Origin of the sequence: Sphingomonas sp. LR60 (genome assembly GCF_036855935.1) — a bacterium.
Taxonomy (GTDB): Bacteria; Pseudomonadota; Alphaproteobacteria; order Sphingomonadales; family Sphingomonadaceae; genus Sphingomonas.
Window position 1 is genome coordinate 1302775 of sequence record NZ_JASPFK010000001.1, and the last position, 26007, is coordinate 1328781.

General features: G+C 65.7%; 20 protein-coding genes and 3 pseudogenes. 8 read left to right on the top strand and 15 right to left on the bottom strand.

Going from position 1 to position 26007, the window contains the following annotated elements; genetic code table 11:
* Positions 1–44: 44 nt before the first annotated feature.
* Together uxuA and QP166_RS18960 are read left to right on the top strand one after the other, a co-directional pair.
* Positions 45–803: pseudogene (uxuA, locus tag QP166_RS18955) on the top strand (mannonate dehydratase); the annotation flags it as partial.
* Between the two features lie 83 nt (positions 804–886).
* A complete protein-coding gene (locus tag QP166_RS18960) occupies positions 887–1216 on the top strand; it encodes a mannonate dehydratase (protein ID WP_443027242.1) in 330 nt (109 codons plus the stop codon).
* Between the two features lie 87 nt (positions 1217–1303).
* On the opposite strand, the gene QP166_RS05905 is transcribed toward QP166_RS18960, so the two are convergent.
* From QP166_RS05905 to QP166_RS18965, 9 genes and pseudogenes are all read right to left on the bottom strand, one after another.
* A complete protein-coding gene (locus QP166_RS05905) occupies positions 1304–2425 on the bottom strand; it encodes a family 16 glycosylhydrolase (RefSeq protein WP_333915072.1) in 1122 nt (373 codons plus the stop codon).
* 261 nt (positions 2426–2686) lie between these two features.
* Positions 2687–4078, bottom strand: coding sequence for a DUF1501 domain-containing protein (locus QP166_RS05910; RefSeq protein WP_333915073.1), 1392 nt, complete (start codon positions 4076–4078; stop codon positions 2687–2689).
* A gap of 1 nt (position 4079) precedes the next feature.
* The gene (locus QP166_RS05915) at positions 4080–5516 is read right to left on the bottom strand and encodes a DUF1800 domain-containing protein (protein WP_333915074.1); all 1437 of its coding nucleotides are present in this window, start codon (positions 5514–5516) and stop codon (positions 4080–4082) included.
* Positions 5516–5815: a hypothetical protein gene (locus QP166_RS05920; protein WP_333915075.1), complete on the bottom strand. Its 300-nt coding sequence runs from the start codon at positions 5813–5815 to the stop codon at positions 5516–5518. Before QP166_RS05920 ends, QP166_RS05915 begins: the two co-directional genes overlap by 1 nt.
* 326 nt (positions 5816–6141) lie before the next feature.
* Entirely contained in the window at positions 6142–7146 is a 1005-nt protein-coding gene (locus QP166_RS05925) for a glycosyltransferase family 2 protein (protein ID WP_333915076.1), read from the bottom strand.
* Positions 7147–7268: 122 nt separating this feature from the next.
* On the bottom strand, positions 7269–7922 hold the full coding sequence (locus QP166_RS05930) for a tyrosine-protein kinase family protein (protein WP_333915077.1): 654 nt from the start codon (positions 7920–7922) through the stop codon (positions 7269–7271).
* Between the two features lie 127 nt (positions 7923–8049).
* Complete coding sequence (locus tag QP166_RS05935; RefSeq protein WP_333915078.1) at positions 8050–9435, bottom strand: Wzz/FepE/Etk N-terminal domain-containing protein; 1386 nt, start codon at positions 9433–9435, stop codon at positions 8050–8052.
* A gap of 14 nt (positions 9436–9449) precedes the next feature.
* A complete protein-coding gene (locus QP166_RS05940; RefSeq protein WP_333915079.1) occupies positions 9450–9719 on the bottom strand; it encodes an SLBB domain-containing protein in 270 nt (89 codons plus the stop codon).
* Positions 9720–9993: 274 nt separating this feature from the next.
* Positions 9994–10257 (bottom strand): annotated as a pseudogene (locus tag QP166_RS18965) (polysaccharide biosynthesis/export family protein); the annotation flags it as partial.
* Positions 10258–11141: 884 nt separating this feature from the next.
* Between QP166_RS18965 and QP166_RS05950 the strand changes: the two are divergent.
* Both QP166_RS05950 and QP166_RS05955 read left to right on the top strand, forming a co-directional pair.
* Positions 11142–12590, top strand: a complete 1449-nt coding sequence (locus tag QP166_RS05950; RefSeq protein WP_333917270.1) for a lipopolysaccharide biosynthesis protein — start codon at positions 11142–11144, stop codon at positions 12588–12590.
* An 84-nt stretch (positions 12591–12674) separates the two neighbouring features.
* Complete coding sequence (locus QP166_RS05955) at positions 12675–13736, top strand: hypothetical protein (protein WP_333915081.1); 1062 nt, start codon at positions 12675–12677, stop codon at positions 13734–13736.
* Between the two features lie 287 nt (positions 13737–14023).
* Here QP166_RS05955 and QP166_RS05960 read toward each other — a convergent pair whose 3' ends face one another.
* The 6 genes from QP166_RS05960 to QP166_RS05985 form a co-directional block, all read right to left on the bottom strand.
* Complete coding sequence (locus QP166_RS05960; protein ID WP_333915082.1) at positions 14024–15259, bottom strand: hypothetical protein; 1236 nt, start codon at positions 15257–15259, stop codon at positions 14024–14026.
* Positions 15249–16400: a glycosyltransferase family 4 protein gene (locus tag QP166_RS05965; RefSeq protein WP_333915083.1), complete on the bottom strand. Its 1152-nt coding sequence runs from the start codon at positions 16398–16400 to the stop codon at positions 15249–15251. The genes QP166_RS05960 and QP166_RS05965 overlap by 11 nt, the downstream gene beginning before the upstream one ends.
* Positions 16397–17371 (bottom strand): glycosyltransferase family 2 protein, encoded by a 975-nt coding sequence (locus QP166_RS05970; RefSeq protein ID WP_333915084.1) that lies wholly within the window; start codon positions 17369–17371, stop codon positions 16397–16399. Before QP166_RS05970 ends, QP166_RS05965 begins: the two co-directional genes overlap by 4 nt.
* Before the next feature lie 58 nt (positions 17372–17429).
* Positions 17430–18353 (bottom strand): glycoside hydrolase family 16 protein, encoded by a 924-nt coding sequence (locus tag QP166_RS05975; protein ID WP_333915085.1) that lies wholly within the window; start codon positions 18351–18353, stop codon positions 17430–17432.
* A 116-nt stretch (positions 18354–18469) separates the two neighbouring features.
* Positions 18470–19717, bottom strand: a complete 1248-nt coding sequence (locus QP166_RS05980; RefSeq protein ID WP_333915086.1) for a glycosyltransferase — start codon at positions 19715–19717, stop codon at positions 18470–18472.
* Positions 19718–20107: 390 nt separating this feature from the next.
* Complete coding sequence (locus tag QP166_RS05985; protein WP_333915087.1) at positions 20108–20749, bottom strand: PEPxxWA-CTERM sorting domain-containing protein; 642 nt, start codon at positions 20747–20749, stop codon at positions 20108–20110.
* A 390-nt stretch (positions 20750–21139) separates the two neighbouring features.
* Between QP166_RS05985 and QP166_RS05990 the strand changes: the two genes are divergently transcribed.
* From QP166_RS05990 to kdpB, 4 genes and pseudogenes are all read left to right on the top strand, one after another.
* Complete coding sequence (locus QP166_RS05990) at positions 21140–21988, top strand: TorF family putative porin (RefSeq protein ID WP_333915088.1); 849 nt, start codon at positions 21140–21142, stop codon at positions 21986–21988.
* A 111-nt stretch (positions 21989–22099) separates the two neighbouring features.
* Positions 22100–22189, top strand: coding sequence for a K(+)-transporting ATPase subunit F (gene kdpF / locus QP166_RS05995; RefSeq protein ID WP_037488267.1), 90 nt, complete (start codon positions 22100–22102; stop codon positions 22187–22189).
* 14 nt (positions 22190–22203) lie between these two features.
* Positions 22204–23908 (top strand): annotated as a pseudogene (gene kdpA, locus QP166_RS06000) (potassium-transporting ATPase subunit KdpA).
* Positions 23909–23919: 11 nt separating this feature from the next.
* A complete protein-coding gene (gene kdpB, locus QP166_RS06005; protein ID WP_333915089.1) occupies positions 23920–25953 on the top strand; it encodes a potassium-transporting ATPase subunit KdpB in 2034 nt (677 codons plus the stop codon).
* The last annotated feature ends 54 nt before the right edge of the window (positions 25954–26007 follow it).

Sequence of the window (26007 nt, forward strand, 5' to 3'; positions counted from 1 at the left end):
ACGTACAATGCAGGAAGGTCGATGACGTGTTGATGACGCAGACGATGCGCTGGTTCGGGCCCAAGGACCCGGTCCGGCTGCATCATATCCGGCAGGCGGGCGCGACGGGGATCGTCACCGCGCTCCACGAGGTGCCGAACGGCGCGGTGTGGACGCGCGAGGCGATTGCCGCGCGGATGGCCGAGATCGCGGCGGCGGGGCTTGAGTGGCGGGTGGTGGAGAGCCTGCCCGTCGACGAGCGGATCAAGACCCGATCGGGCGATTGGGACCGGTTGATCGATCATTACCGCCAGTCGCTGATCAACCTCGCGGCGTGCGGGATCGAGGTCGTGACGTATAATTTCATGCCGTTGCTCGATTGGACGCGCACCGACCTCGCGTGGGAACTGCCCGATGGCGCGCGGGCGCTGCGCTTCGAGGCGGTTGCGGTCGCGGCCTATGACATGTTCATCCTGCGGCGGCCGGGCGCGGCGGACAGCTATGACGCGGCGACGCAAACGGCGGCCGAAGCGCGCTACGCGGCGATGGACGCGGCGGCGCGCGCCACGCTGGAGCGCACGATCATCGCCGGGCTGCCGGGGAGCGAGGAGGGCTTTACCTCGGCGCAATTCCTCGCGGCGATCGGCACCTATGCCGGGATCGACGCGGGTGGGCTGCGCGACCATCATGTCGCTTTCCTCGAGGCGGTGTGCCCGCTGGCCGACGAACTCGGCCTGCGCCTCGTCGTGCATCCCGACGATCCGCCGTTCCCGATCTTCGGGCTGCCGCGCGTCGTCAGCACCGAAGCCGATGTCGCCGACCTGTTCGCCCGTGTTCCCAATCGCTCGAACGGCCTGTGCATGTGCACCGGATCGTTCGGGGGCGCGCTGACAACGATCTGCCGGGGATGGTCGATCGGCTGGGCAGCCGGATCGGTTTTCTCCACCTGCGCTCGGTCCAGCGCGAGCCGAACGGCGCCTTCCATGAGGCGGAGCATCTGCGCGGCGACGCCGATATGGCCGCGGTGGTCGCGGCGGTGCATCGTCTGTCGGCGCGCGAAGGGCGGAGCATACCGATGCGCCCCGACCACGGGCATCAAATGCTCGACGATCTGCACCGGGAAACCAACCCGGGCTATTCGCTGCTCGGGCGGATGCGAGGGCTGGCCGAGTTGCGCGGCCTCGAACGCGGTATCGCCTTTGGCGCGGGCGAGGCGAAGACGTCGGTCGCGCGCTGACGTTACTGCGCATGGTGAATGCGGGTGGCTAGGTCGCGCCACCCACATTCACGAGCGCCGATCTTCAAGCCAGCGCGGCGACGATCATCAGCGCGGCTTCCATGCGGTGATATAGTCTACCTCCAGCGACTGCGGATAGGTGATCTCACCGGTCTTCGGCGTCTTGGTCGCCAGATTGACCAGATAATAGAAGGGCGAGGTGAAGTAATCGGCGTCCGCCACCAGACGATCGACTTCCTTGCCGTCCATGTAGATCACGATCGCGGGCTTGCCGTCGATCTTGGCATTGCCGCGCAGATCGATGCCATAGGTGTGCCAGTCGCCGTCGCCGATCGCATCCGACAGGCTGTAGCCGCTGTAATTGCCGCTCGACTTGCCCCCGGCCCAGCGGTGGACGGCATGGTGATGGCCGCGCTTGTTGCCGAGGCCGTAATATTCGATGCCGTCGACCTCCAGGTGGCCGCGGTTCTTGGGATCGTCGGGGCTGAGCAGCCAGAACGCCGCCCAGGTGCCCCAGGCGGTCGGCATCTTCATGCGCGCTTCCCAATAGCAGCCAGCGCAGGTGTAGCCGGCCTGGTTGGGCTGGATCATCGCGGCCTGATAGGCCTGCGTCGAGCTGACCGACTGGACGAGCCCGCTGCGCGCGCCCGACGCATCCTTATAGGCATTGAGGATCAGCTTGCCGTTGGCGAACGAATATCCGGCGCTGCCGGCGGCGTCGAACTTGGTCATGCCGAAGTCGGAGTGGCCGCGCGCGAAGAGCATCGGGCCGGTGAGGCTGACCGTCCCGTCGAACCTCTCGCAATGATCGATCTTGACGTTGAGCAGGCTCAGCGGGCGACCGACATAGCGTTCGTCCCAGCCGTTGACGCCGCCGCTCTTGGTGGTGATCTCGGGCAGCGACGAGGTGTCGGTCTGCGCGTAATTGCCGCTGCAGGGCGAGACCGCACCGATCTCCGCCGGGCTGGGGAGCGCGAGGCTGCCGGAGGATTGGGTCGGTGCTTCGGCGGGCGACGAGGCCGGCACGGCGGTCGGCTCGGGCGTGGGTGTAGGGGTCGGAGCCGGGGTGATCGTCGCTGTCGGCGACGGTGTCGCGACGACCGTTACCGGCGCGACGGTGCCGGTCGGGGAACCGGACGACTGGCCACCGCCGCAAGCGGCGAGGCTGGAGAGCAGCAGGGAGGAGAGCGCAGCGCGATGGTAAGTCATGCCGATACTTGTCGCATCGCGCGCTTAGTTTCTGGCTAATGAACAGGGTTTATCGAAGGTAACCTTTTAGAATCTGAAGGGATATTCAAGATGAACGAGTGACGTGTCGCATCGTTACGGATGTGGAAGGTGTAGGTAGGATCTGTGCCAAATACACTAGCCGCCCGGACCCGATGGCGTGTCGCGGCCGGGCGGCTCTTGATATTTAAGGATTGCGGTAAGGTTTGACGTCGCTATTTGGTAAGCGTCCGATGTGCTGCTTTAGCCGAGGAAACCGACATTGCGCGTCGACGCGTCGTAATTTCCGATATTCGGCAGCACCGTTGCCATGTCGCCGGCCGACACTCCGAACCAGTTCGCCAGCGTGGCCGCATATTGATCGACCGCCATCGTCGGGAGCAGGCGTCCTTGGCCGACGTCGCTGGCGGTGCCGTTGCCGATTTCGGGCGGCGTGCCGTAGAAGCGGCGTCCGCTCACCGCGCCGCCGACCGCGAAATGCATCGAGCCCCAGCCGTGATCGGAGCCGTCGTCGTTCGACACCAACGTGCGCCCGAAGTCCGACGCGGTGAAGGTCGTCACCTTTTCCGATACGCCGAGCGCCTCGGTGGTGTCGTGGAACGCGCGGATCGCCTCGCTCACGCGCTGCATCAGCACCGGATGATCGGTCGCGAGATTGTCGTGCAGGTCGAAGCCGCCCATCGACACCATGAACACCTGTCGCCGCATCCCCAGTCCGGCGGAGACCGAGATCATCCGGGCGACCATCTTGAGCTGGTCGGCCAAGGAATTGGACGCCGGAAACAATGGAAAGGCGGAGGCGGGGGCCTGGTTCAGCGCGCCGGTCACCTGATCGTAAGTGTCCAAGGCGCGGCGCGAAATGGTCGCATGTTCGGCGGCCAGCATGCTCGGCGACTGCGCCGTCATCATCGCCTTCAGCGCCTGCTGCGCAGCGGACGAGGTGTAGAGCGTCGAGGCGCGGCCGAGCAGGGCGACCGGGCCGCCGGTGCCGACCGAATAGGACAAGGCGCTGCGGCCGCTAAGGAATACCGCGTTGCCGGTGGCGTTCATGCAGGTGAGCGTCGCGGTGCCGTTGCCGTTCTGGAACACGTCGCCGATCCGGCCGCCCCATCCCGAAGGCGCACCTTCGGGGTTCGACGCCATGAAGAAGCTCTGCTGATCGTTATGGCTGAACAAGCGCGGCGGCAGCCGTACGGACTTGGCGGCGAATTGCGCCTTGGTCGTCGGCTGCATCAGGGTGCCGACGTTGAGCATGACGGCCATGCGCCCGGCATCGAACAGCGGCTTGAGCGCCGTCATGCTGGGGGCCAATGCATATTGCCGGCCACCGCCGAGATCGGCCGACGGCGTCAGCGCGGTATTGGCGAGCGCCTCACGTTCGAGCGCGATGTTACGACGCGCCGCATAATACAGGCCGTGACCCGCCGTGTCGTACGGCACGACCGTATTGGCATAGTCCATCCCGCCATAGAGGAAGACGCAGACCAGCGCCTTATAGTCGTTGGCGGTCGCAGCCGCCGCCTCGCCGATCGCGCCGAGGCTGGTCAGGAATGGCGCGGCGACGCCGGCCATGCCGAGCGCGCAGGAACGCTTGAGAAAGGCGCGGCGCGACTGATCGTGGACAAATCGGCTCATGTTACTTCACCACCAGGAATTCGGGAGCGGCCAACGTCAGCAGGATCGCGATGCCGACGCGGTTGATGGGGCCATTGCTTGCCGTCGCGGAGACGCTGTCGACCGCGGTCTTGATCATGCTCGTGCTCGCCGGGGAGAGCTGGCCGGCGGCGAGCAGCAGATTGACCTCGGTGACCAGGGCCGAGCTGTCGGCGGCGATCGCCAGCATGTCGGCATAGTCGGCGGTGACGTCGCCCATGCCCTTGCCGACCACCTTCTGCATGTAATTGACGTAGCCGATCACGGATTGTTCGTTGGTCAGCTGGAATTCGGGTGCGACCAGTCCCGCCTGCGCGACGGAGGTCGCCGGTGGCGTGTAGCCGGGGCGGTAGAAGTTGAAGACGCTGGGGCTGCGGCCGGGCGACTGGCCCAGCGCGTTGGTCACCGACGACGTGTCGCCGAAGCCCCAGGCATCGGACGGCGAGCCGGCCTTGAAGGCGCGCGCCCAGGCGGTCAGCCGCAGGATCGGCGCCCGCAACCTTCCGGTGGTCGTGCTGGCGAGCGAAGCGGCCGAACGCGCATCGGCATCGAGCAGGATCGCGGTGATCACCGCCTTCATGTCGCCGCGCACTCCGGCACCGTTGTCGGTAAACACCGCCGAGACGCGGGCGACATAGGCGGGCGAGGGGTTCGACGTCACCAGCTTCTGGATCAACTGCCGCGACACGAACGGGGGAAGGTTCGGATGTGCGAAGATGGTGTCGAGCGCGGCCTTAATGGCGGCCATGCCTTCGCCGGAAACGGTCGTCCCAAGGAAGCTGGACGCGCCGGTTTCATGCAAAGCGGCGTTCATCTGGAGCGGCAGGCGGGTGCGCTCCGTGGTCGCCGAGACGTTCGATGCCCAGTTAAGGCCAGTGAACACGCGCGCCAGGCCGGACACGTCGGCGACGGTGAACGTCTCCGACGCCGCGAGATTGGTCGATTTGGGCGTACCGTCCGGTGCCAGCAATTGCGTGCCGAGCGTGAAGAGCTGCAATAATTCGCGCGCGTAGTTTTCGTCGGGCTGCGCGCCGGTGGTCGGGTTCGCCTTACGATTGCCCATGTACGTCAGAAACATCGCCATCGCCGGGCTGAAGGTGGCGGCGTTCAGGATGTCGCGATAATTGCCGAAGGCGTTGTCGAGCAGCGCATCGACATAGGCCGCCATCGTGAACTGCTTGAAGCTGCTGACCAGTCCGCCGATGCCGACGACCAGGATGTCGAGCAGCGCCATGCCAACGCGCTGGCGAAGCTGACCGGGATCGGAGACCAATTGCCGCCACATCGTGGCGTCGAAGCCGGCTTGATTGCCCTCATTCGCCGGAACGCCATAGCCGCTGGCGGTGAGCCAATCCCAGTGCGAGGTCGCACGAGGCATCGCGAACTGTTCCTTGAGCCACGCCGAATAGCCCGACGCCATCAGCGCGTCGATCGATGCGCGCGTCCCCCCATCGTGGCCTGTTGCAGGAAGCGGCTCGCCTCCATTGCGGTCGGCTTCGCCTCGACGACCACGACCGGGGTCGTCGGGCCGGCGACCGACGGCGTCGATGCCACCGGTGCCGGGGACGCCTCGCTTCCACCGCCGCCACATGCTTCGAGCAACAGCATCGCCGCCAGCGCTGGCGCCGTTTTGGTTGCGCCGGTGGTGCCGCCCAGCTGGACGCACGGCTGCTCTGCCTCGCTGCACGGGGGCAGCGACGCTCCGTCGTTTTCGAACAACGCCTTATTCCTGTAGATGGCGGCGCGGGCCGCTCGCTTCTGTCCCGCTGCCTCTAAACAGGCTTACTTAAAAAGCTGTTGAGGGGGTGCGACGGTGCGGTCTTTTTGATGCGGCGGGCATGGCCGCGCATTTTGCTGATCGAAGCAGCGGAGCGAGCCACCTGATCTGGTGCGGCCGGGTGAGTGCAAGCGGCGAGGTGTGCGAGGTAAGCGCTCGCCAAGCGAGCCGTTGGCTCGCTCGACCCCTCACCCAAGCTGCGCTAGCCAGCACGCTGGCAAGCTTCGCTATCCCTCTCCCCTGTCCAGGGGAGAGGGCACAAGGATTCTTAGGCGGCTGAATTGCCTCGACGGCTCGCAAGCCGGGCCTTGATCTTGTGCGGGAGGCGGTGGCGGAAATAGCGATCCGCCCCCTTGTAGAGGAAGTAGCTGAGGCCCGGATGCCGTGCGAAGCGCGCCACCGCCGCGGTCAGCCGGCCGCCTTTGACGTCCGACTTGAACTGAACGCTCTGATCAGAGGCGATGGTCGCACGCATCGCGGTGCGCAATGCGGCGCTTTCCGCGGCGTTCAGCTTCGCGCCGTACAGGTCGCCGAAAAACGTATAGATCGGGAAGTGCTCGTCGAAGCGATAGCGCGAGGTCGATGCCGCGGAGGCCTGACCGGAGATTTCGCCGCGGGCGGTGGTGTAGATGTACATCGGCTGGGCAATGACGCGCCCCTTCGCGCCGTGCGCGAGCAGCTCCATGTAGAAGAGCGAATCCTCGCCCATATGGTATTCCGGACGGTAGCGTACGCCGGTCTGCGTCAGGAACGCGCGACGGATCAACGGCTTGAGCAGGCCCCATTTGAAGCTTCGCCCGACGCGTTCCTCGACGAGGTGGGTGGCGAGCGTCCATTCGCGGTCGGGGGCATCGGGCCGCGACGAGGCGCGCGAAATCTGCTGCGCGGTGGCATCGTAGAACAATTGATTGTCGGCCACGATGTCGAGCGCGTGTCGCTCGGCATAGGCGACCAGAGTAGCGAGCCGCTCGGGCGTGAAGGCGTCGTCGGCGTCGAGCACCGCCACCCAATCGCCGCGGGCATCCTCGATCCCGCGGTTGCGCGCGACGCTCTGCCGGCTGTTGCGTTCGAGCGGGATGACCCGCACCCGCTTGTCACGCGCCGCCAGCGACCGCGCCATCTCCAGCGTATCGTCCGGCGAGGCATCCTCGACGATGATCGCTTCCCAGTCGGTCAGCGTTTGCGCGACAAGGCTGTCGATCACGCGTGGGAGAGTCGCGGCGGCCTTATAGGCGGCGATGACCACGCTGACCTTGACTGTCGATTCCGTCACCAAGCCCCCAATTGACTAATCCGAAGCGCAACCGACCTGCGTTTAGGGCGGTTCCCGCCGAACGGGCAAGCGCTTCGCGGATCGCCTTCACGCATCATAGGTACGATTGTCGGGCGTGCGCCTCAGGCGGTGAGCATGATCCCGCCGACCACCGACAGCCCGGCGTCGTCGCAGCTGTCCAGCATCCGCGATGCGCGCCGCGCGCGCGTGACCCCGTCGCGCGTCACCAGCAACGCGCCGCCCCCGGCGAGCGCGGCGACCTGGTAATCGTTCGACGTCGCGGCCGCGCCCGTGTCGATGAAGATCGCACCGAATTCCGCGCGCCGACGTTCGATCAGCGATTGAAGCGGGCTGTGGATCAGCGGAGCCTGCTCCACCTTCAGCAGATCCGCCGCGGGGACCACGGTCAGATGATCCAGCCCGCGGATACGCTGCCCGCCGATCGGCGACGGCTGCGACGTCATCGAGCCGAATTTGTGATGCAGGCTGGGGTTCTGCATGTCGGCGTCGATCAGCAGGGTAGGGACCCCGCCGGTCGCAAAGAGGCAGGCGAGATTGGCGGCGACGGTCGAGCGCCCCTCGTAGCGATCGGGGCTGATGACCGCGAGTGCGCGATGGCCGTTGTCGCCGCCGAACCAGCGGAGTGCGAGCGTCTGGGCGAGCCGGCGCAGGTCGGCGGCGCGCGACGAATGCGGATTGCGCAGCACGACGATGTCGTCGCTCACCTCGGCGACGTGGGTCCCGGGGTTCGGGCTGAAGGCTATATTCGTGTCCACTGCTCACCTCGACTTGAGTGCGGCGGTCCCGCTCGAGCGACCTGTCGTTCGTCAGGTCTTCGGGGCCATGTGTTCGTTGCGTCACTCCGGCTGCCCGCGACCGATCGTAGCGGGCAGCCGGCCTTGGCTAGTGCTTCGCCGACGGCAACAGACCCGCGACGAACCGCGGCAGCTGCGTCTGACGATGCCCCTGCGGGCGGATGCTGCCCAGATCGGGAATGCCGAGCAGCGTTTCGAGCTGCGAACTCAAGCGGATGCGGCGATCGAGGAACTCGAGTGCCAGCACGATCGCGACCCCGAGGCCCAGGCCCAGGATCAATCCCGCGAGCACGCTGCGCAGGCGACGCGGTGCGACCGGGGTCGTATCCACCGTAGCCTTCGACAGCAGCGAGATGTTGTTCTCGGCATTGTTGCCGAGCACCAGCAACTGCGCACGACGCTGCGCGACCTGATCGTAGGACGTGCGGAGGTTGGCGAGATCCTGCTCCATCACCGACACTTCGTTCTGGTCGGCGCGCGCGCGGATGACCTGGTCACGCTGCCGATTGACCGCCGAGTTCAGGCCGCCTTCGGCCGCGCGGGCCTGTGCGGCGGCAGCGGCGGCGCTCTGGCGGATCAGCCGCTGTTGCGCCGCCAACTGTCCGCGCAGCCCCGCCAGCTGCGAGACGAGCTGCTTATAGTCGGGGTGGTTGGCGCCCAGCGTCGTCTGGAGCAGCTGGCGCTGCCCCTCGACCCGCGCGATCTCGGTCTGCAACGACTGCACGACCGGGCTCGACAGCGCGTCGGGCAGCGCGGCGCCGCCGGCGCGTGAGGCCGCCGCAGCGGATTGCGCCTGCGCGGTCGCCAGGCCCGACGACAATGCGGCGAGTTGCGCGGAGTCGGGATCGCTCTCGCCCTTCGACGAGACGATGCCGAGCTGCCGCTCCTTCGCGGCGAGCGCCTTCTGGCGCTCGGTCATCTGCTTGGCGATCGCGTCGAGTTGCTTGGTGTAGGCGGCGACGGTGCGGCGCGCCGGCTCGCCCTGCAGGTCGACGTTCACATCGATGAAGGCCGTGGCGAAGGCATTCGCCATTTGCGCGGAGAAGACGGGATCACTGCTGGCGTAGCTGATGTCGATCACGCGCGAATTGACGGCGCTGGACGCGACGTTGAGCCCGCCGCTGATCTGGCGTGCGATCACTTCGTCGAGCGGGCCGTTGCTCGGATCCCATCCGAAGCGTTCGGCGGCGCCGGGTGCCTTGGCGAGCCCGGTGCGCGCGACGACCTGACGCGCCACCCGCTCGCTCTTCAGAATGTCTTCCTGCGTCAGCAGATAGTCCGACGAAAGCTGCTCGGCGATCGTCCGGGAGCCGAGCGTTTCGGGTGACTGCACGACCGCGACGACGGAGGCGGTCGCCTCATAGGTCGATGGCCAGAGCAGGGCGTACAAGACCGCCAGCGTCAGACCGAGCGCACCGCACAGCGCGATGACCAGCCAGCGGAGCCGCAGGACCTTCAAGATATGCGCAATCACGGCAATGATCCTATTCAGAAGATGCGCGAACCGACGACGATCAGATCCCGCGGCTTGACCGGCTCACCAGTCTTCGCCTTGAACGTCCGATCGGCGGCATTTTCATTCCGCGTGACCTTGACCCGCCCGGACGACCCGCGCGGGGTGAGGCCCCCGGCAATCGCGATCGCGCGGCCGACGGTCAGATTGGGCTCGATCGGATAGGAGCCGCCCTTCTGGACCTCGCCGGAAATGTAGAAGGTCGCCGCGTCGTTGACGATCAGCGTGTCGCTGGGTTGCAGCACCACGTTGCTTCGGCCGAGCAGGACGTCCTGGGCGGGAATGGTGCGCTTTTCCGCGCCGTTCCGAGATCAGCTCGATCGTTCCGCCACCGGCGCCCAGCACCGCACCGGCGCGCGCGAGCACGTCGCTGATCCCGATCTGGCCGCGTTCGAGCGGATATTCGCCCGGCTTGGTGACGTTGCCGAGCACCGAAACCGTGCGGCTGCGATAGGTCTGCACCAGCACGTTGACGACCGGCGCCTTGAAGATGTCCGCCGCGCGAAGACGCCGTGCGATTTCGGCACCGGCCTCCGGCGCGGTCATGCCGGCGACGCGGACGTTGCCCACCGAGCCGAGCGGGATCGTGCCGTCGGCACCTACCTCGACGACCGAAGTATAGTCGGGCGCGCGATAGACCATGACCGACAGGATGTCGCCCGGGCCGATCTGATACGACCGGTTCTCCGTCGCGGGAGCCTGTCCCGCGAGCGCGGGCGTGAAGGTCGACGTCACGGCGACCGCACCCAGTGCCAACGCGCATGCGATTTTCGGCAGTAACATCGCGGAATGATCTCCTTGCCAGCGGCGTTGGGTCACGAGGGGAATATTGTCAGCTTTGTGCAAGATAGCATGAGCTTTCCACTACCTGCGGGTGTAACTCTTTACAATCGACGCGGCGTCCGCCTGCCGTGCGGCCGTCGAGCTGCCGCCGCCTCGATTCCGATCCTATGCTTTCCCCCGACCGGCCGTTGATCGGCCGACTATCCGTGCAGACTTCGCCTGCTTCATTTTCCCGGCGTGTAAGGGTTTATCGAAGTTCCGCAAAGGCCAATCGGCCCCGACGCTTTTCGAAGGCGTTCATTCTGAGACACGGGGTCCTCGCTTCTTGGTGCCGCCTGGCGAGTCTGCACCTAATCTCCTCGATACTCTAAGCGAAAGGTGATGTCCCGATGACAGCCGCCGCTTGCGCGGTGCAGCATAATCTGGGTAAATCATTCACATGCACGCCATCCCTCGCCTCAGGGCGCTCGATCGGAGGGCGCGAATCGTTTGTGCGGGACATGTTGCCGTGTGCGGCAGCGGTCGCCGCTCTTCGTTACTGGCGGGCGGGATCGCTCGATATGGTCGGGACGCCACCCCGGTGAGCCGGAGCGTAGGCGCGACGTCCGCGTCCGACAGCAGGTTTGCCTTGCCGCGCGTGGATCGGCGACCGGGCGAAGGTATTTGCTGACGCCTCGGGATCAACTGTTTGGCAGCAACGAGCGTGCCTGCCGGTGGCGGATCGCGCGGATCATGGCTCGGCCAAAGGGGACGACGATGCGGAATGTTTCAAGCGCGGTGAATGCGCTCGGCGGAGGGCAGGAGTGAGCGCAAAAGCGTCGCCAACGGAAATCGGCATCGACGAGGCGCGGCGGCGTTCCCGCAAGGGGCCGCTTCTTCTGTTGATGCGGCGCGCGCTGATGCTGCTGATCACGCTTCTGTCGACGGTAACGGTGGCGCGCCTCGTGGCGCCCCGGGAATATGGTCTTGCCAATATGGCAACGGTCATCCTCGCGTTCGGGCAGGTGTTCCGCGACTTCGGCATGACCAATGCGGTCATGCGCAAGGAGCAGATCGACCGCGACGAGCTGTCGTTCATCTTCTGGTTCAACGTCGCCGCGACGTTGCTGATCTCCGCCATCATCGTCGTCTCAGCCCCGGCGATCAGCGATTTCTATAAAGAGCCGGCGGTGCTGTGGGTCATCGAATTCTCGGTGATCGGCTTCGTCGCTTCAGGGGTGGCGCTACAGCACGTCGCGCTGCTCAACCGCGAATTTCGCTTCGGCGTCGTCGCCGCGGTCGACATCTTCGCGCTGCTGATCGGTTTCATCACGACGCTGACGCTGGCGTTCATCCGGCACGACGTCTGGGCGATCGTGACCGGCACCGTCGTCCAGAGTGTCGTCGGATCGAGCCTGTTCCTCTTCATCTCGAAGTGGCGCCCCGACAGGCCGAAGCGTCCCGAGAACCTTGGTGACCTGCTGAAGTTCGGCGCCAACACCTCGATCTTCTCGATCTCGGTGTTCCTGTCGGGCAACGTATCGGTGGTGGCCATCGGCCATTATCTTGGGTCGGCGCTGCTCGGGCAGTTCAATCGTGCGCAAACTTTGTTTGCGTTGCCGAGCACCAACCTCGTCCAGCCGATCTCGCAGGCGACGATCCCGCTGCTGCGGCGGTTGCGGTCGCAGCCCGAAGAATATCGCGCGACCTACGTCGGCCTCGTGCGAAATCTGTGCGCGATCCTGACCCCGGCGGCAGTGATCCTCGCCTTTGGCGGACCGAGCATCGCCATCTGGCTGCTCGGACCCAAGTGGGTGATCGCGGGCAAGATCCTGGCGGCGCTTGCACCGGCGCTTGCCGGCGTTGGGCTCGGCTATGCGATCGCCGACCTTTTCATCACGCAGGATCGCTCGGCAGAGATGCGGACGCTCGGGCTGTTCGAAATGGTGATCCGCGTCGGGGCGGTGCTGTTCGGCGTGCAATTCGGCGTGATCGGCGTCGCGATCGCCTTCTCGACCGCGACGCTGGCCGTGGTGCTGCTGCGGCTGTTTGTGGCAGGGCGTCGCGGACCGGTGACGGCAGCGGATCAGCTTCGCGCCGTGATCCCCAGCATACCTTTGTTCGTGGGCGCGTTGGTCGGCTGCGTCGCGGTCATGCTGCTCACTCGCGACAAGAACCTTTCGGCGACGATCCTGTCGCTCATCTACATCGCGGCCGGCAGCGCCGGCACCGTGGCGGTCGGTTGTTGTTTTGCAGGGTCGCGCCAGTCGCTGCTCGATCTGGCGCGCGTGTTCGGGCTGGCGCGAGCGGCTGGCGCGCTGACGAAGCGATTTCGGCCGAAGTCGGCCGCGTAGTGGATTCTATGACAAATACTTTCCCCGAAGATCGATCCGGCGCGGCGACGCGTGCGGGCGCTTCCTTCTTATTAAAGGCTGCACATGCGTACCCTCTATTACCGCGACAGCACCGGAAACTTCGGTGACGATCTAAACGAGTGGTTGTGGGACAAAGCGTGGCCCGAAAAGCCGCGCGAGGAGACGAACGACAATCTGGTGCTCGTCGGCATCGGAACGATCTTCGGGCTCCATCCGCCGCCCGCCGATGCCGAGAAGATCGTGATCGGCACCGGGGTCGGCTATGATCCGATCCCGCCGCTCGACGACAAATGGCATATCCTTGCGGTGCGCGGCCCACTGAGCGCGCGTGCGCTGGGTATCGATCCGGCACTGGCGCAGACCGACGGCGCCGCGCTACTGCGCGCGTTGCCGCAATATGGCAAGCCGGCCGGGGAGCGGACCGGTGGGATCGTCTTCATGCCGCATCTCTCCGCCCGGCTGGGCAAGTGGGAAGCGGTGTGCAAGCGCGCGGGCATCGAATTCCTGAACCCGCAGTGGGATAGCCACTTGTTGCTGAGCCGCATCGAGCAGGCCGACCTGGTTCTGGCCGACGCGATGCACGCCGCGATCTGCGCCGATGCGCTGCGGGTGCCGTGGGTGCCGTGTGTGACCTCCGCCGAGATCAGCAGCTTCAAGTGGACCGACTGGAGTTCCAGCGTCGGGCTGCCGTATCGGCCCAACTTCCTGCCGTTCAGCAGCGTGCTGGAATATGCGCGCGATCGGATCGTCCGTCGGTTTGGGAAGCCACACTGCCTAGACGAGCAGTTGCTGGCCGAGATCGGCGACGATCGCGAGCGAATGCAGCAGGTGTTGCTCGACAATTTCGCGAAGAACTTCTCGCCCGAACATCTGCAAACCGCGCACCAGAAGCGTCGGTACAAGCGCGCGATGAACGTCATCAAGTTCATGCGCAAGTCGCGGCTCGAGCTGCTGTGGAGCCCGATCGACGCGATCATGGTCGCACGCGCGGCCAAGGCGCTCAAGGCGCTGACGAACCGCCCAAGCTATCTGAGCGAGGACAAGGACCTCGACCGCGCGGTCGCCGGTCTCAAGGACGCGCTGCGCCGCGCATCCGACCTGGCGCGGCGGCTGACGCACGGCTGACGTGGTCGCGCTTCGGCTCCTGCCTCGTGCCGTCCGGTCAGGCGGTTCGGGGCAGATAACCGAATCTTCACCGCGCTGGTCCTAGTCCCGGCGGCGGTGGAGGTGTCGATGTGGCATGAATGGCAGCTTGTACCGCGACCGGGCAGCACGCGGGCATTGGTGATCGTCGATCATCAAGCGCGCCGGCCAACTATCGCCGGCCGGCATTCGCAAGGTGGGATCACGGTGGCCGCGATGTCGAGCAACGGCAATCGGCGGCTGTAAGGAAGCCATCGATGAACGGGTCTTCAGTAGCTCAACTTCCGCGAAAGCGACAGCGTCACAGCATCTGAAGCAAAGCGAAACTGGCTGAGCGTCGCCGACCGGCCGATGTGATCATAGGCGACTTGGACGACGAAGCGCGAGCCGGTGACCAGCGAGACGTTCGCATTGAACCGGGTGGTATTTTCCACACGGGCGAAGTTGAGCGGATCGTTGGCTTGCAGATCGTAGCGGAAGTTGCGGCGCACGCGATTGAGGCGACTGCCGACGTTCAACCGACCGAGCACGACCGCGGTGGCCGACACGCCATAGCTCGTGACCTCCACGCCGTTGGAAAACAGCCCATTTTCGGTCGAGAACGCACGGCGGAAGGCGGGCGTGACGAAGACGGTCGGCAACGGCGACCATTCGATCGCCGCGTCGGCCGTGACGCCTTTGAAGTCCGCGTTCAACACTGATCGATCGTTGTGCCACGTATAACCGACGCTGCTGGTGATCTTCGTCAGCGCGGTCGGCGCATAGAGCAGATGCGAGACGATCGAGTTCTCGACGAACTCGGGTCTGTAGCGCAAGAAGCCGTCGCCGAGCCGAACCTGACTGTCGGTGAAGGTCGTTGTTTGAAGTCGCGCGACCTCCAGCGTGATGCTGTTGCCGGTTGGAGAGAAATAGCCCAGTCCGCCGCCGTAGCCGAGACGAGCGTTGTCGTTTCGTTGCAGCGTGTCGTCTGCGGCGCGGCTGCGCGTGTAGTTCAACCGACCGACCGCGCGAATGTCGCCAAGTACGTTACGCGACGCATCGGTGGTCAGGCGAGTAAAGGATTGCAGGACGTTGCGCACCGCGCGACTGTCTTCGAAGGCGACCGGTCGCAGGCGATGCTCCGCGTACAACGTCACACCAGTTCGCGGGGCGGCGTAATCGACCTGCGACGATCCCCCATATTGGAAGCGATTGAGCGTCGAATTGTAGGCATATAGCGACTGGCCTAGGCTGCCCGTCAACTCGGCAGACAGATCGCCGCGTTTGTCGCTGCCACTTGCTTCGATGCCGATGAAGTTGAACAAATCAGCACCCTCGTGGGGGTAGGTCTTGGCGACCGAATCCGGCACGCGGTAGATATTCGTGTCGGCGCGGCTGGAAGCGTCGACCGTCACCTCATATTGCTGCGCCCGCGCGATGCCGGGCACCAGCAGCGAAAGGACGGCGGCGGTCGTGCCGATCGCCAGCGGGGTGCGACGTGCTGTCGCTGCGGCGTTATTTGGCATGGGCGGCCTCGGGAAAGGTTTCGGCGAAGCAGCGCTTCCAGGTGAAGGTCGACGCCCGCTCACGCACCAGCGCGCCCTGGGTCGAACTCAATGCGGCGTCTGAACCATAGGAGGCGACCTGTGCCGCGAAACGGTCGACGTCGTCGGCGGGCACGACGGCGCCGGTATCGCCCAGCACCTCGGGAATACCGCCGACCGCCGTCGTGATCGACGGGCAACCCTGCGCACCCGCTTCGATCAGCACCAGCCCGAAGCCTTCGATCTTGCCGGGCAGTTCGCGCGCGAACAACAGATGCGCGGCGGCGCGCTGGTAGAGCAATTTGATGTCGGAGATCGACAGCCGGCCGGGAAGCAGCGTTCGTACCCGACGCTCAGCGGCTTCCGCTACGATCGCGCGCTCATAAGCCTCGTCTTCGGTGCGTCCGACGACGACATAGACCGGATCGGCGAGACCATATTGATCGCGCGCGCGCGCCAGAGCCTGGATCGTCTCGACCTGACCCTTGCGCGCCTCGAGCCGGCCGACGCTGCAGAACACCGGCGCGTCGGCGGGCAGATCGGCGAGTTCGGGATGCTCGAACGCGTCCCGTTCCGCGGGATCGAACCATTGCCGGTCGACCCCCAGATAGGTGATCGCTTCGTGCTTCGGCGTGCCGAGTTGAGCGCGGAAGATGTCGCCGGTCGCGCGCGAATTGTACGCGACGAGGTCGGCGCCGAGATACGCCTTCTGGATCAGCTTGAAGAGGATCGATCCCGGCTTGAACTTGGCCGCCTCGCTGCCGTGCACCATCACCCGATAGGCGCGGCGATGCAGCGGCTGGAGGAGCTTGAGCAGCAGGACGGTGCGAACGTCCGCGGCCAGCAGCAACGTGTCGGCGGGCGCGCCACGCACCAAACGCAGCACCTGCAGGATCGCGGCGGGCGGGATCTTGTGGTGACGCAGGACGAGGTGATGCCGGACACCCGCCGGCAGCTCACCGGGGATGCCTTCGTAGCGCGGCGCGATGACGCTGACCGCCGCGCCGGCATCGACACCGGCGCGCGCCATCTCACCCGCATAAGTGCCGATGCCACCGGGGAACGGCGGATATTCGCAGGTCACGATCATGACCGGCGGCGATGCGGCACCGTGGCGCGTCAACTTGCGACTCCCATAGCCATCTGGCGTTCCCGTCCTCGCGATCCCAACATCTTCATAGCGAGCTTGGGGAAAAACCGTACCGCGATCAACGACGTCCATGCCCGTCGATTGAGCGGATGCGTACGTACCGCAAACGACAGCAGCCCCAGCGCACCGTCCACGTCGTTCATCAGGAAACGATGGTTGCCGAGCTTGCGCGCGCGTTCGCTCAGGCGTTTCGGAACGAGGGTGAGCAGAGCGGGCGTGTCCGCCGCCGCCTTGAGCGCGACGAAGGCATGATGTGCCATCAGGTCCTTGCGACCACCGGTGATGCTGGTGTTGCGGTTGCGCTTGTAGAGCAGCGGCGCATCGACCAGCGCGAAGCGAGTGACGCGCGCGATCCGAAGGTAGAAATCGGTATCCTCGAAAATCCGCACCGCGGCATCGAACCCGCCGCACGCGTCATAGGCGCTGCGGCGGATCACCGTCGTGGACGGGATGATCGGCGGATCGTTGAGGAAATATTGCCGGATCAGGTCCGGCGCGCCGGTGATGTCGATGACGCCCGCCCGGCGTGCGCTGTCGATCGCGCCATCGGCAAACGTGAAATAGTCCGAATAGACCATTCCGATCGCCGGATCGGCGAAGACGGGCATCTCGCGCTCGAGCTTGTCCGCGCTCCACAAATCGTCACCGTCGAGGATTGCGAGGAACGGCGCGTCGGTCCGGCCGATCGCCAGCCGGCGCTGCCCCGGCAGGCCGACGCCGCCGGTGCCATAGATGATCGTGATGCGATCGTCCCATGCCTCGATGTCGCGCAGCACGGCGACCGTCTCCGGTGCAGAGCCGTCATCGGCGATGACGATCTGGTCGATCAGGTCGGCGCGCGATTGGTCGAGGACACTGCGCACGGCGTCGCCGATGTACGGCCCCTCGTTATAGCAGGTCATAATGACCGCCACGTGCGGCAGGGGTTCGTTGCTCGCCGTCATATCAGTCGTTCCATGAGTCAGGAGAGGCGAGATCGCAGCAGGGACGCACGATCACCGTCTAGCGCCATACACGTACGTAGTCGGCGAGCAGCGTCTGCGGGAGCGTCACGGACTTTTCCTTACCGTTGATGGTAAGGCTCACCAGGTAATAGAAGGGATCTTCGAAGAAGTTGGCGGGGAGGGTGGCCCGCGCGACTTCCTGCCGATCGACGTAGATCACCGCCACCTGCGGTTGCCCAGGAGGACCGCGACGACGGAGGTCGACACCGTAATCGTGCCATTGCCCGTCGGAGAGCGCAGGCACCTTGCTATAGCCGCCGACCCCGCGTTGATCGGGCCGGCGCGGCCAAAGGTGGGTCGCGTGGTGATGGCCGTTCTTGTCGCGGATGCCGTAATATTCGAGGACATCCAGCTCGCTGTGCCCGCGCTTGAGCGGATCGTCACGCGTGAGCAGCCAGAACGCCGCCCATGTGCCCTCCGCGACGGGCAGGCGCAAACGCGCCTCCCAATAGCAGCCGGCGCAGGTGAAACCGTTGCGACCCGGATCGACCGGAGCGCCGCGTGCCGCCTGATCGATGCTCAGAGACTGGACGTTGCCGCCGCGTATGTCGTCGCCGGATTGATAAGCGGTCAATGCGAGATAGCCGTCGCGGAACGCATACGACTGGCCACCGGCCGGATCGAACTTGGCGCGACCGTAATTGGCATGTTGCTTGGCCCATAGCGTCGGACCGTCGAGGCTCAGCGGGCGATTGAAGTCTTCGGCATAGACGAGCCGGCTTCGCCCGAGATCGAGCGGAGTGCCGCGGTTGCTTTCGCTCCAACGCTGCGGCTTGCCCGGCGGTGACGGGGGAGGCGGCATGGGGCCACGGGCTTGCGCGTCGGCAGGCAGCGTCGATTGCGCCACCGCCCCGCCGGCCGTGCACAGCAGGCCGAGGACGGCGAGCGCCCGCGTCACACCTCGCAATGCACGTCCAGCCACAGTGTCTCCGCTCATTACGCCCACGGTTTCAATGCACCTACTCTCGACCCCGGCCAAAATCTAGGCTGAGGCCCGGTCCGATCCGGGACGCGACGCGCACCGGATCGGGCAACGACCTAAGCGGCCAGCGAGCTTTTGTCGGTCTGCCGCGCTTCGCCCTTCACGCGCATCCGTGCGCGCACTTCGGGACGTGCGAACGTTTCGGCGTAGGCGGTGTCGAGTTGCTCGAACATCGACTTGAACGACCATTCGCTGACCGACATCCTGCCCGCGGCGGCGGTGAAGTCCGACAGTCGCTGCTGGTCGCGGACGAGCGCGACGCATTCCCTGGCGACGGCGGCGGCGCTCGGGTCGCGGACGATGACGCCGTTTACCTGGTCGGTGACGATCTCGTCGATGCCGGGCACGAAGCTGACGACGGCGGGGCGGCCGCCGCCCATGCTCTGCACGATGACGCGCGGCAATCCCTCACGCAGCGATGCCAGTGTGCAGACGTCGGCGAGCGCGATGAGCTTCTCGGGATCGCTGCGGTGGCCGAGCAATCGCACGCGATCCGCGACGTTAAGGCTTTCGACCAGCGCGGCGACATTCGCAGCCTCCGGACCATTGCCGGCGAGCAGCAAGCGGATGTTCTCGCCCGGCTTCACCATCTCCACAAAGGCGCGGATGAATTCGTCGTGCCGCTTGCGCGCTTCCAGCGCCGCGAGCATCAGGATGACCTTCGGCTTCTCGCCGCCTTCAGGCACGCCGACGATTTCGCGCCAATCGTCCGGCCAGCTCGCGCCGGGGAAGCGATCGATTTCCATCCCGGAGCGAACGACCGAATGCGCGCGGCGCATTCCGACGCGCGCATCGCGATAGGCCTGATGCGTGCCATGGCTGACGTGGATGAAATGATCCGTGATCGGGGCGACCGCATGTTCGGCGAGCAGGTAGGTGACCTTCTCGGCCACGCCGACGTTGCTGAAGGGGAGGATGTGGACGCCGTGCACGATCGCGGGCACGCCGGCGCGGCGCGCGGCGAGGCGCCCGAGGATCCCGGCCTTGCTGGTGTGGGTGTGGACGATGTCCGCGCTCAGCTCCACGAACATCTTCGTCAGCTTCTTGTACGCCGCCATGTCGTCCTTGATCGAGACGTGGCGAACAAGCTCTGGCAGCAGATGGACCTGAACGGCGGTGTTTTTCGCGCGATAGAAGTCGACGTCCGAATCGCGACCGCAGATGAGGTGAACGACGTGGCCGGATCTCAGCTGATGGAGGCACGAGCCCCAGGTATTCTCTTCCGCTCCGCCGGTCAGCATGCGCGTTTGCACGTGCACGATGACCAAGGACTTGCCCGCGGGGCGTTGTTCGAGATCTGACATAAAGGTCCCCTGAGGCTTGCTATAGTGGAAGCATCGATAGAGCCGACGCGTGTAATGCGCGTTGCGCAGCCGGAAGGTTCATTCTTGAACTCTTCGGACGATTCGATGTCACGCTATCAAAGCGCGTGGGCCCGCTGTAGCGCCAATGATCGCATCGGCGCAAAATTCCGGCGTTCGGCCTCGGTGGTGACGGAGTTACACGATCGTGCAGGTCGTGGTGCCGAGCCGATCCCGCTCTATGCCGGCCTACGCCGATCTTATGTTCTTGTCGGCCACTCATGAAAGTTCGCCCCAGTTTTCGACCTCGGAAGACCGAGGGCCGAAAACTGAAGCGAACATTTCGTAACGTGCACGAAAGGCAGTATCAATTCAGGCAAAGCGCCTGAATGATTATGCGATCGCCTTCTTCGACGTCGTGCGGCGCGAGCGCATCGTCAGGCCGATGACGCCGAAGCCACCGAGCATCATCATCCAGGTGCCCGGCTCAGGAACCGCAGCGGTGGTCTGGAAGCGGAAGCCCGACGGATTGATGTTCGCGTTCTGACCCGGGAAGTTGTTCGAGATCAGGAAGGTCAGGGTGTTCAGGCCGTTGCTGAGGCCGCTGACGCTGCCGGCGGTGAACGACTGATAGCCGCCGCCCGACACGCCGTTGACGGTGTTGCCGTTCAGCAGAACGCGGGTGACCTTGTCGTCGACCGCGAAGTTGAAGCTCAGCATGTCAGCTGCGCTGGCAGTGAACGTGTTGCTGTATACGTAGTAGCCCGGCTGGCTCGAAGCGCGGGCCGAGGTCGACACCCACTTCGAAACCGAATCGCTGGCGATCCAGTTGTTCACCATCGTGGTGACGACGGTCGCGGTGGTCAGGCCGCCGGTCGCGCTCGCCTGTGCGTTCGTCGGCGTGGTGGCCGTGTCGCCCAGGAAAGCGACCTTCCAGTTGGTGTCGATGCCGGTGTTACCGATCGTCGGAGCGGCAACCGCCGGAACGGCCGCAACCGCAGCGAGGGCGGCAACCGCAGTGTAAAGTACGCGCATCTCAGTTCCCCTAAGTCATTGGCCATTATGCGTAACCACAACGGCGACGCCGTTCACTCGGAATTAATTCCAATTCACCGTCGAGTAACCACGTTTCGTCCCAAATTGGCCCATTTTTCAAATGATGGCAAATCTTTTCGGGCGTTCAATCGGTTGCTCGCGAAGGTGCCGTTCTCGGCGTGTAAAAATGTGCTTTCGCGCTCGTGACGGGGAGGGAATGCCGATTCGAAGGCAGGGCGCCGCGCGCGCTAAGGTGCTGAGAAATGGCGTTCTATATGCGCGCTATATGCGATTGCCGGGAATCGATCTCGAATTGCTACGCGCCACGGGCCTAATCGCGCTTCCCTGAAGGCGCCGCCATGAAGCGGCCGCTACGCCTTGGGGGCGCGAATGTATTTCTATCGTTTTGTGATCGCGGCAGCTTTTTGCGCAGTGCCGGCGACGGTCGAGGCGCAGGCGGCGCCGGAGGATCAGCCGGCGGTGGCGGTGAGCGGGTCGGCGACGATCGCATCCGACTATCGCTTTCGCGGGGTATCGCAGTCCGACCGGAACATGGCGGTGCAGGGCGGGATCACGATCGCGCACGAAAGCGGCGTCTATGTCGGCACCTGGGCATCGAACCTGGCCGGCTGGGGCACGTTCGGCGGCGCGAATATGGAGCTGGACCTGATCGCGGGGTACAAGGCGAAGCTCAACGACGCCGCAACGCTCGACGTCGGGCTCACCTGGTACATGTATCCGGGCGGTGCCGCGAAGACCGACTTCGCCGAACCCTATGTCAAGCTGAGCGGTACGACCGGTCCGGCGACGTTGACCGCCGGCGCGGCCTATGCGCCCAAGCAGCAGGCGATCGGCAAATGGTATGCGACCGGCGCCGATGCCACAGCGGGCACCTACACCAGCCCCGGCAGCAAGGACGACAATCTGTACCTGTGGGGCGACGGTGCGGTCGCGGTCGCGGGGACGCCGGTTACCGCCAAGGCGCATATCGGACATAGCTGGGGACAGGACGGGCTGGGGCCGAACGCCACCGCGGTGTCGCCGACCGGCGCCTATTGGGACTGGTCGGTGGGTGCGGACGTCACCTTCGACAAGCTGACCCTGAACGTCAGCTACGTCGACACCGACATCACGCGCCGCGCCTCCCGCTACCTGCAACCCAGCTTCAGCGAGGGGCAGGACGGGACCGGATCGATCGCGGGCGGCACCGTCGTCGCCTCGCTGACCGCTGCCTTCTGAACCGGGAGCCGACACCATGCAGGACCTGCTGTGGATCGCGATCATGATCGGGCTGGTGGCGGCGACGCTCGCCTTCGTCCGGCTGTGCGACAACGCCTGAGGAGCCACGCGATGACCCTCGATCTCTGGCTCGCCGCGCTGACCGCGGCCGGGCTGCTCATCTATCTGGTGGCGGTGCTGATCCGCCCCGAACGCTTCTAGAAGGAGGCGATCCCATGACCATTCAGGGCTGGTTCCTGATCCTCGCCTTCGTCGGCATCTTGCTGGCGCTCGCCAAGCCGGTCGGGCTGTGGCTGTTCGCGCTGTACGAAGGGCGGCGCACGCCGCTGCACATCGTCCTCGGCCCGGTCGAGCGCGGCTTCTACAAGCTGTCGGGCATCGATCCCGCCGAAGAGCAGGGCTGGCGCCGCTATGCGGTGCACATGCTGCTGTTCAACGCGGCGCTGATGCTGTTCACCTATGCCGTGCTGCGCTTGCAGGCAGTGCTGCCGGGCAATCCGCAGGCGCTGGCCGCGCCGAGCGAGCATCTGTCGTTCAATACCGCGATCAGCTTCACCGCCAACACCAACTGGCAGAGCTATGGCGGCGAGAGCACGATGTCGAACCTCAGCCAGATGCTGGGGTTGACGATCCACAACTTCCTGTCGGCGGCGACCGGGATCGCGCTGGCATTCGCGCTGTTCCGCGGGTTCGCGCGGCGCGAGGCCAAGTCGGTCGGCAATTTCTGGGCGGACGTGACGCGAGATCACGCTCTACCTGCTGTTGCCGCTCTGCATCGCCCTGACGCTCTTCTATATCGCCAGCGGCGTGCCGCAGGCGCTGGCGGGGGTGGTCGACGTGCAGACGCTGGAAGGCGCGCGCCAGTCGATCCTGCTCGGCCCGGTCGCCAGCCAGGAAGCGATCAAGATGCTCGGCACCAACGGTGGCGGGTTCTTCAACGCCAATTCGGCGCATCCGTTCGAGAACCCGACCGCGCTGACCAACCTGGTCCAGATGCTGTCGATCTTCATGATCGGCGTCGGGCTGACGTGGACGTTCGGCAAGGCGGTCGGCAACACGCGGCAGGGCTGGGCGATCCTCGCGGCGATGATGATCCTGTTCCTCGCCGGCACGACCGTCACCTATTGGGCGGAGGCGGCGGGCAATCCGGTGCTCCACCAGCTCGGCGTCGCGGGCGGCAATATGGAGGGCAAGGAGGTGCGGTTCGGCATCGCCGCCTCCGCGCTGTTCTCGGTCGTCACCACCGCGGCCTCGTGCGGCGCGGTCAATGCGATGCACGACAGCTTCACCGCGCTGGGCGGGCTGGTTCCGCTGTTCAACATGCAATTGGGCGAGGTCGTGATCGGCGGCGTCGGCGCAGGCATCTACGGCTTCCTGCTGTTCGCGATCCTGGCGGTGTTCGTCGCCGGGTTGATGGTCGGCCGCACGCCGGAATATGTCGGCAAGAAGATCGAGGCGCGTGAAGTGAAGCTGGCGGTGCTGGCGATCGCGGTGCTGCCGTTGATGATCCTGGGGCTGACCGCACTTTCGTCGGTCCTGCAACAGGGGCTGGCGGGGCCGCTCAACAAGGGGCCGCACGGGTTCAGCGAGATCCTGTACGCCTTCACCAGCGCAGTGGCGAACAACGGTTCCGCCTTCGCCGGACTGACGGCCAATACGCCTTATTACAACGGGCTGTTGGGCGTCGCGATGTGGGTCGGGCGGTTCTTCATCATCGTGCCGATGCTGGCGATCGCGGGCAGCCTGGCCGCGAAGAAATACACGCCGGAAAGCGCGGGGTCGTTCCCGACCACCGGCGGGCTCTGGGTGGGGCTGCTGGTCGGCATCATCCTGATCCTCGGCGGTCTCACCTTCCTGCCGAGCCTCGCGCTCGGTCCCATCGCCGATCATCTCGCGATGATCCGCGGCCAGCTCTTCTGATCGGGCGCATCATGGCCAAGCAGACCAAAAGCCTCTTCACCGCCGACCTCGTCCTGCCGGCGATCTCGGCATCGTTCCTCAAGCTCAACCCGGCGCAGCTGGTGCGCAATCCGGTGATGTTCGTCACCGCCGCGGTCGCGGCGTTGATGACCGTGTTGCTGGTCATCGGTCACGATGGGCTCGGCACCGGCTTCAAGGTGCAGCTCGTCATCTGGCTGTGGCTGACGGTGCTGTTCGGCACCTTCGCCGAGGCGCTGGCGGAAGGGCGCGGCAAGGCGCAGGCCGCGTCGTTGCGCGCCGCCAAGGCCGAGCTGACCGCCAAGCGGCTAAAGCGCGACGGGCGCGACTATGACGACGTGCCCGCCAGCCAGCTGAAGATCGGCGACGTGGTGCTGGTGGAGACGGGCGACCTGATCCCGTCCGACGGCGAAGTGATCGCAGGCGTCGCCTCGGTCAACGAAGCCGCGATCACCGGCGAGAGCGCACCGGTGATCCGCGAGGCGGGCGGCGATCGCTCGGCGGTGACGGCGGGGACGCGCGTCATCTCCGACGAGATCCGCGTCAAGGTGACCGTCGAGCCCGGCAAGGGCTTCCTCGACCGCATGATCGCGCTGGTCGAGGGCGCCGAGCGGCAGAAGACGCCGAACGAGATCGCGCTGACGCTGTTGCTGGTCGGGTTGACGATCATCTTCCTGATCGCGGTCGCGACGATCCCCGGCTTCGCCAGCTATGCCGGGGGCAGCATCCCGGTGGCGATCCTGGCGGCGTTGCTCATCACGCTGATCCCGACCACGATCGCCGCCCTGCTGTCGGCGATCGGGATCGCGGGGATGGACCGGCTGGTGCGGTTCAACGTGCTCGCCAAGTCCGGACGCGCGGTCGAGGCGGCAGGCGATATCGACGTGCTGTTGCTCGACAAGACCGGGACGATCACGATCGGCGACCGGCAGGCGTCGGAGTTCCGCGCGGTCGGCGGCGCGAGCGTGGCCGAGCTGGCCGAGGCGGCATTGCTCGCCAGCCTTGCCGACGAGACGCCCGAAGGACGCTCGATCGTGGTGCTGGCGCGCGAGGCGTTCCACGTCACGACCGCAAGGCTGCCCGACGATGCCGAGGTGATCCCGTTCACCGCGCAGACGCGCATCTCGGGCGTGAAGACCGGCGGCGCGCTGATCCAGAAGGGTGCGGTCGATTCGATCCTGCGCGCCAACGAAGGCAGCGGTGCGACCGCGGCGGCGACCGAGTTGCGGCGGATCACCGACGAGATCGCGCGGGCGGGTGGCACCCCGCTGGCGGTGGCGCGCGACGGGCGGTTGCTGGGCGCGATCTTCCTGAAGGACGTGGTCAAGGCGGGCATCCGCGAGCGCTTCGGCGAGCTGCGGACGATGGGGATCCGTACGGTGATGATCACCGGCGACAACCCGCTGACCGCCGCGGCGATCGCCGCCGAGGCGGGGGTCGACGACTTCCTCGCGCAGGCGACGCCCGAGGACAAGCTGGCGCTGATCCGCAAGGAGCAACAGGGCGGCAAGCTGGTCGCGATGTGCGGCGACGGCACCAACGACGCGCCGGCGCTGGCGCAGGCCGATGTCGGCGTGGCGATGAACACCGGCACGCAGGCGGCGCGCGAGGCGGGCAATATGGTCGACCTCGACAGCGATCCGACGAAGCTGATCGAGGTGGTCGGGCTCGGCAAGCAGTTGCTGATGACGCGCGGGGCGCTGACGACCTTCTCGGTCGCCAATGACGTCGCCAAATATTTCGCGATCATCCCGGCGATGTTCGTCGCGCTCTATCCGGGGCTGGGCGTGCTGAACGTGATGGGGCTGGCGTCGCCGCAATCGGCGATCCTGAGCGCGATCATCTTCAACGCGATCATCATTCCGTTGCTGGTGCCGCTGGCGCTGAAGGGGGTGGCGTATCGGCCGATGGCGGCCGGGCCGCTGCTGGCGCGCAACTTGGCGGTCTATGGTCTGGGCGGGCTGCTCGCGCCGTTCGTGGGGATCAAGATCATCGATGTGGTCGTCGGCGGCCTGGGGCTGGCGTGATTTGGAAGCCTCTCCCCCTCGGGGGGGGCGGCGGGGTGGTTGTGGCGCGGGTCC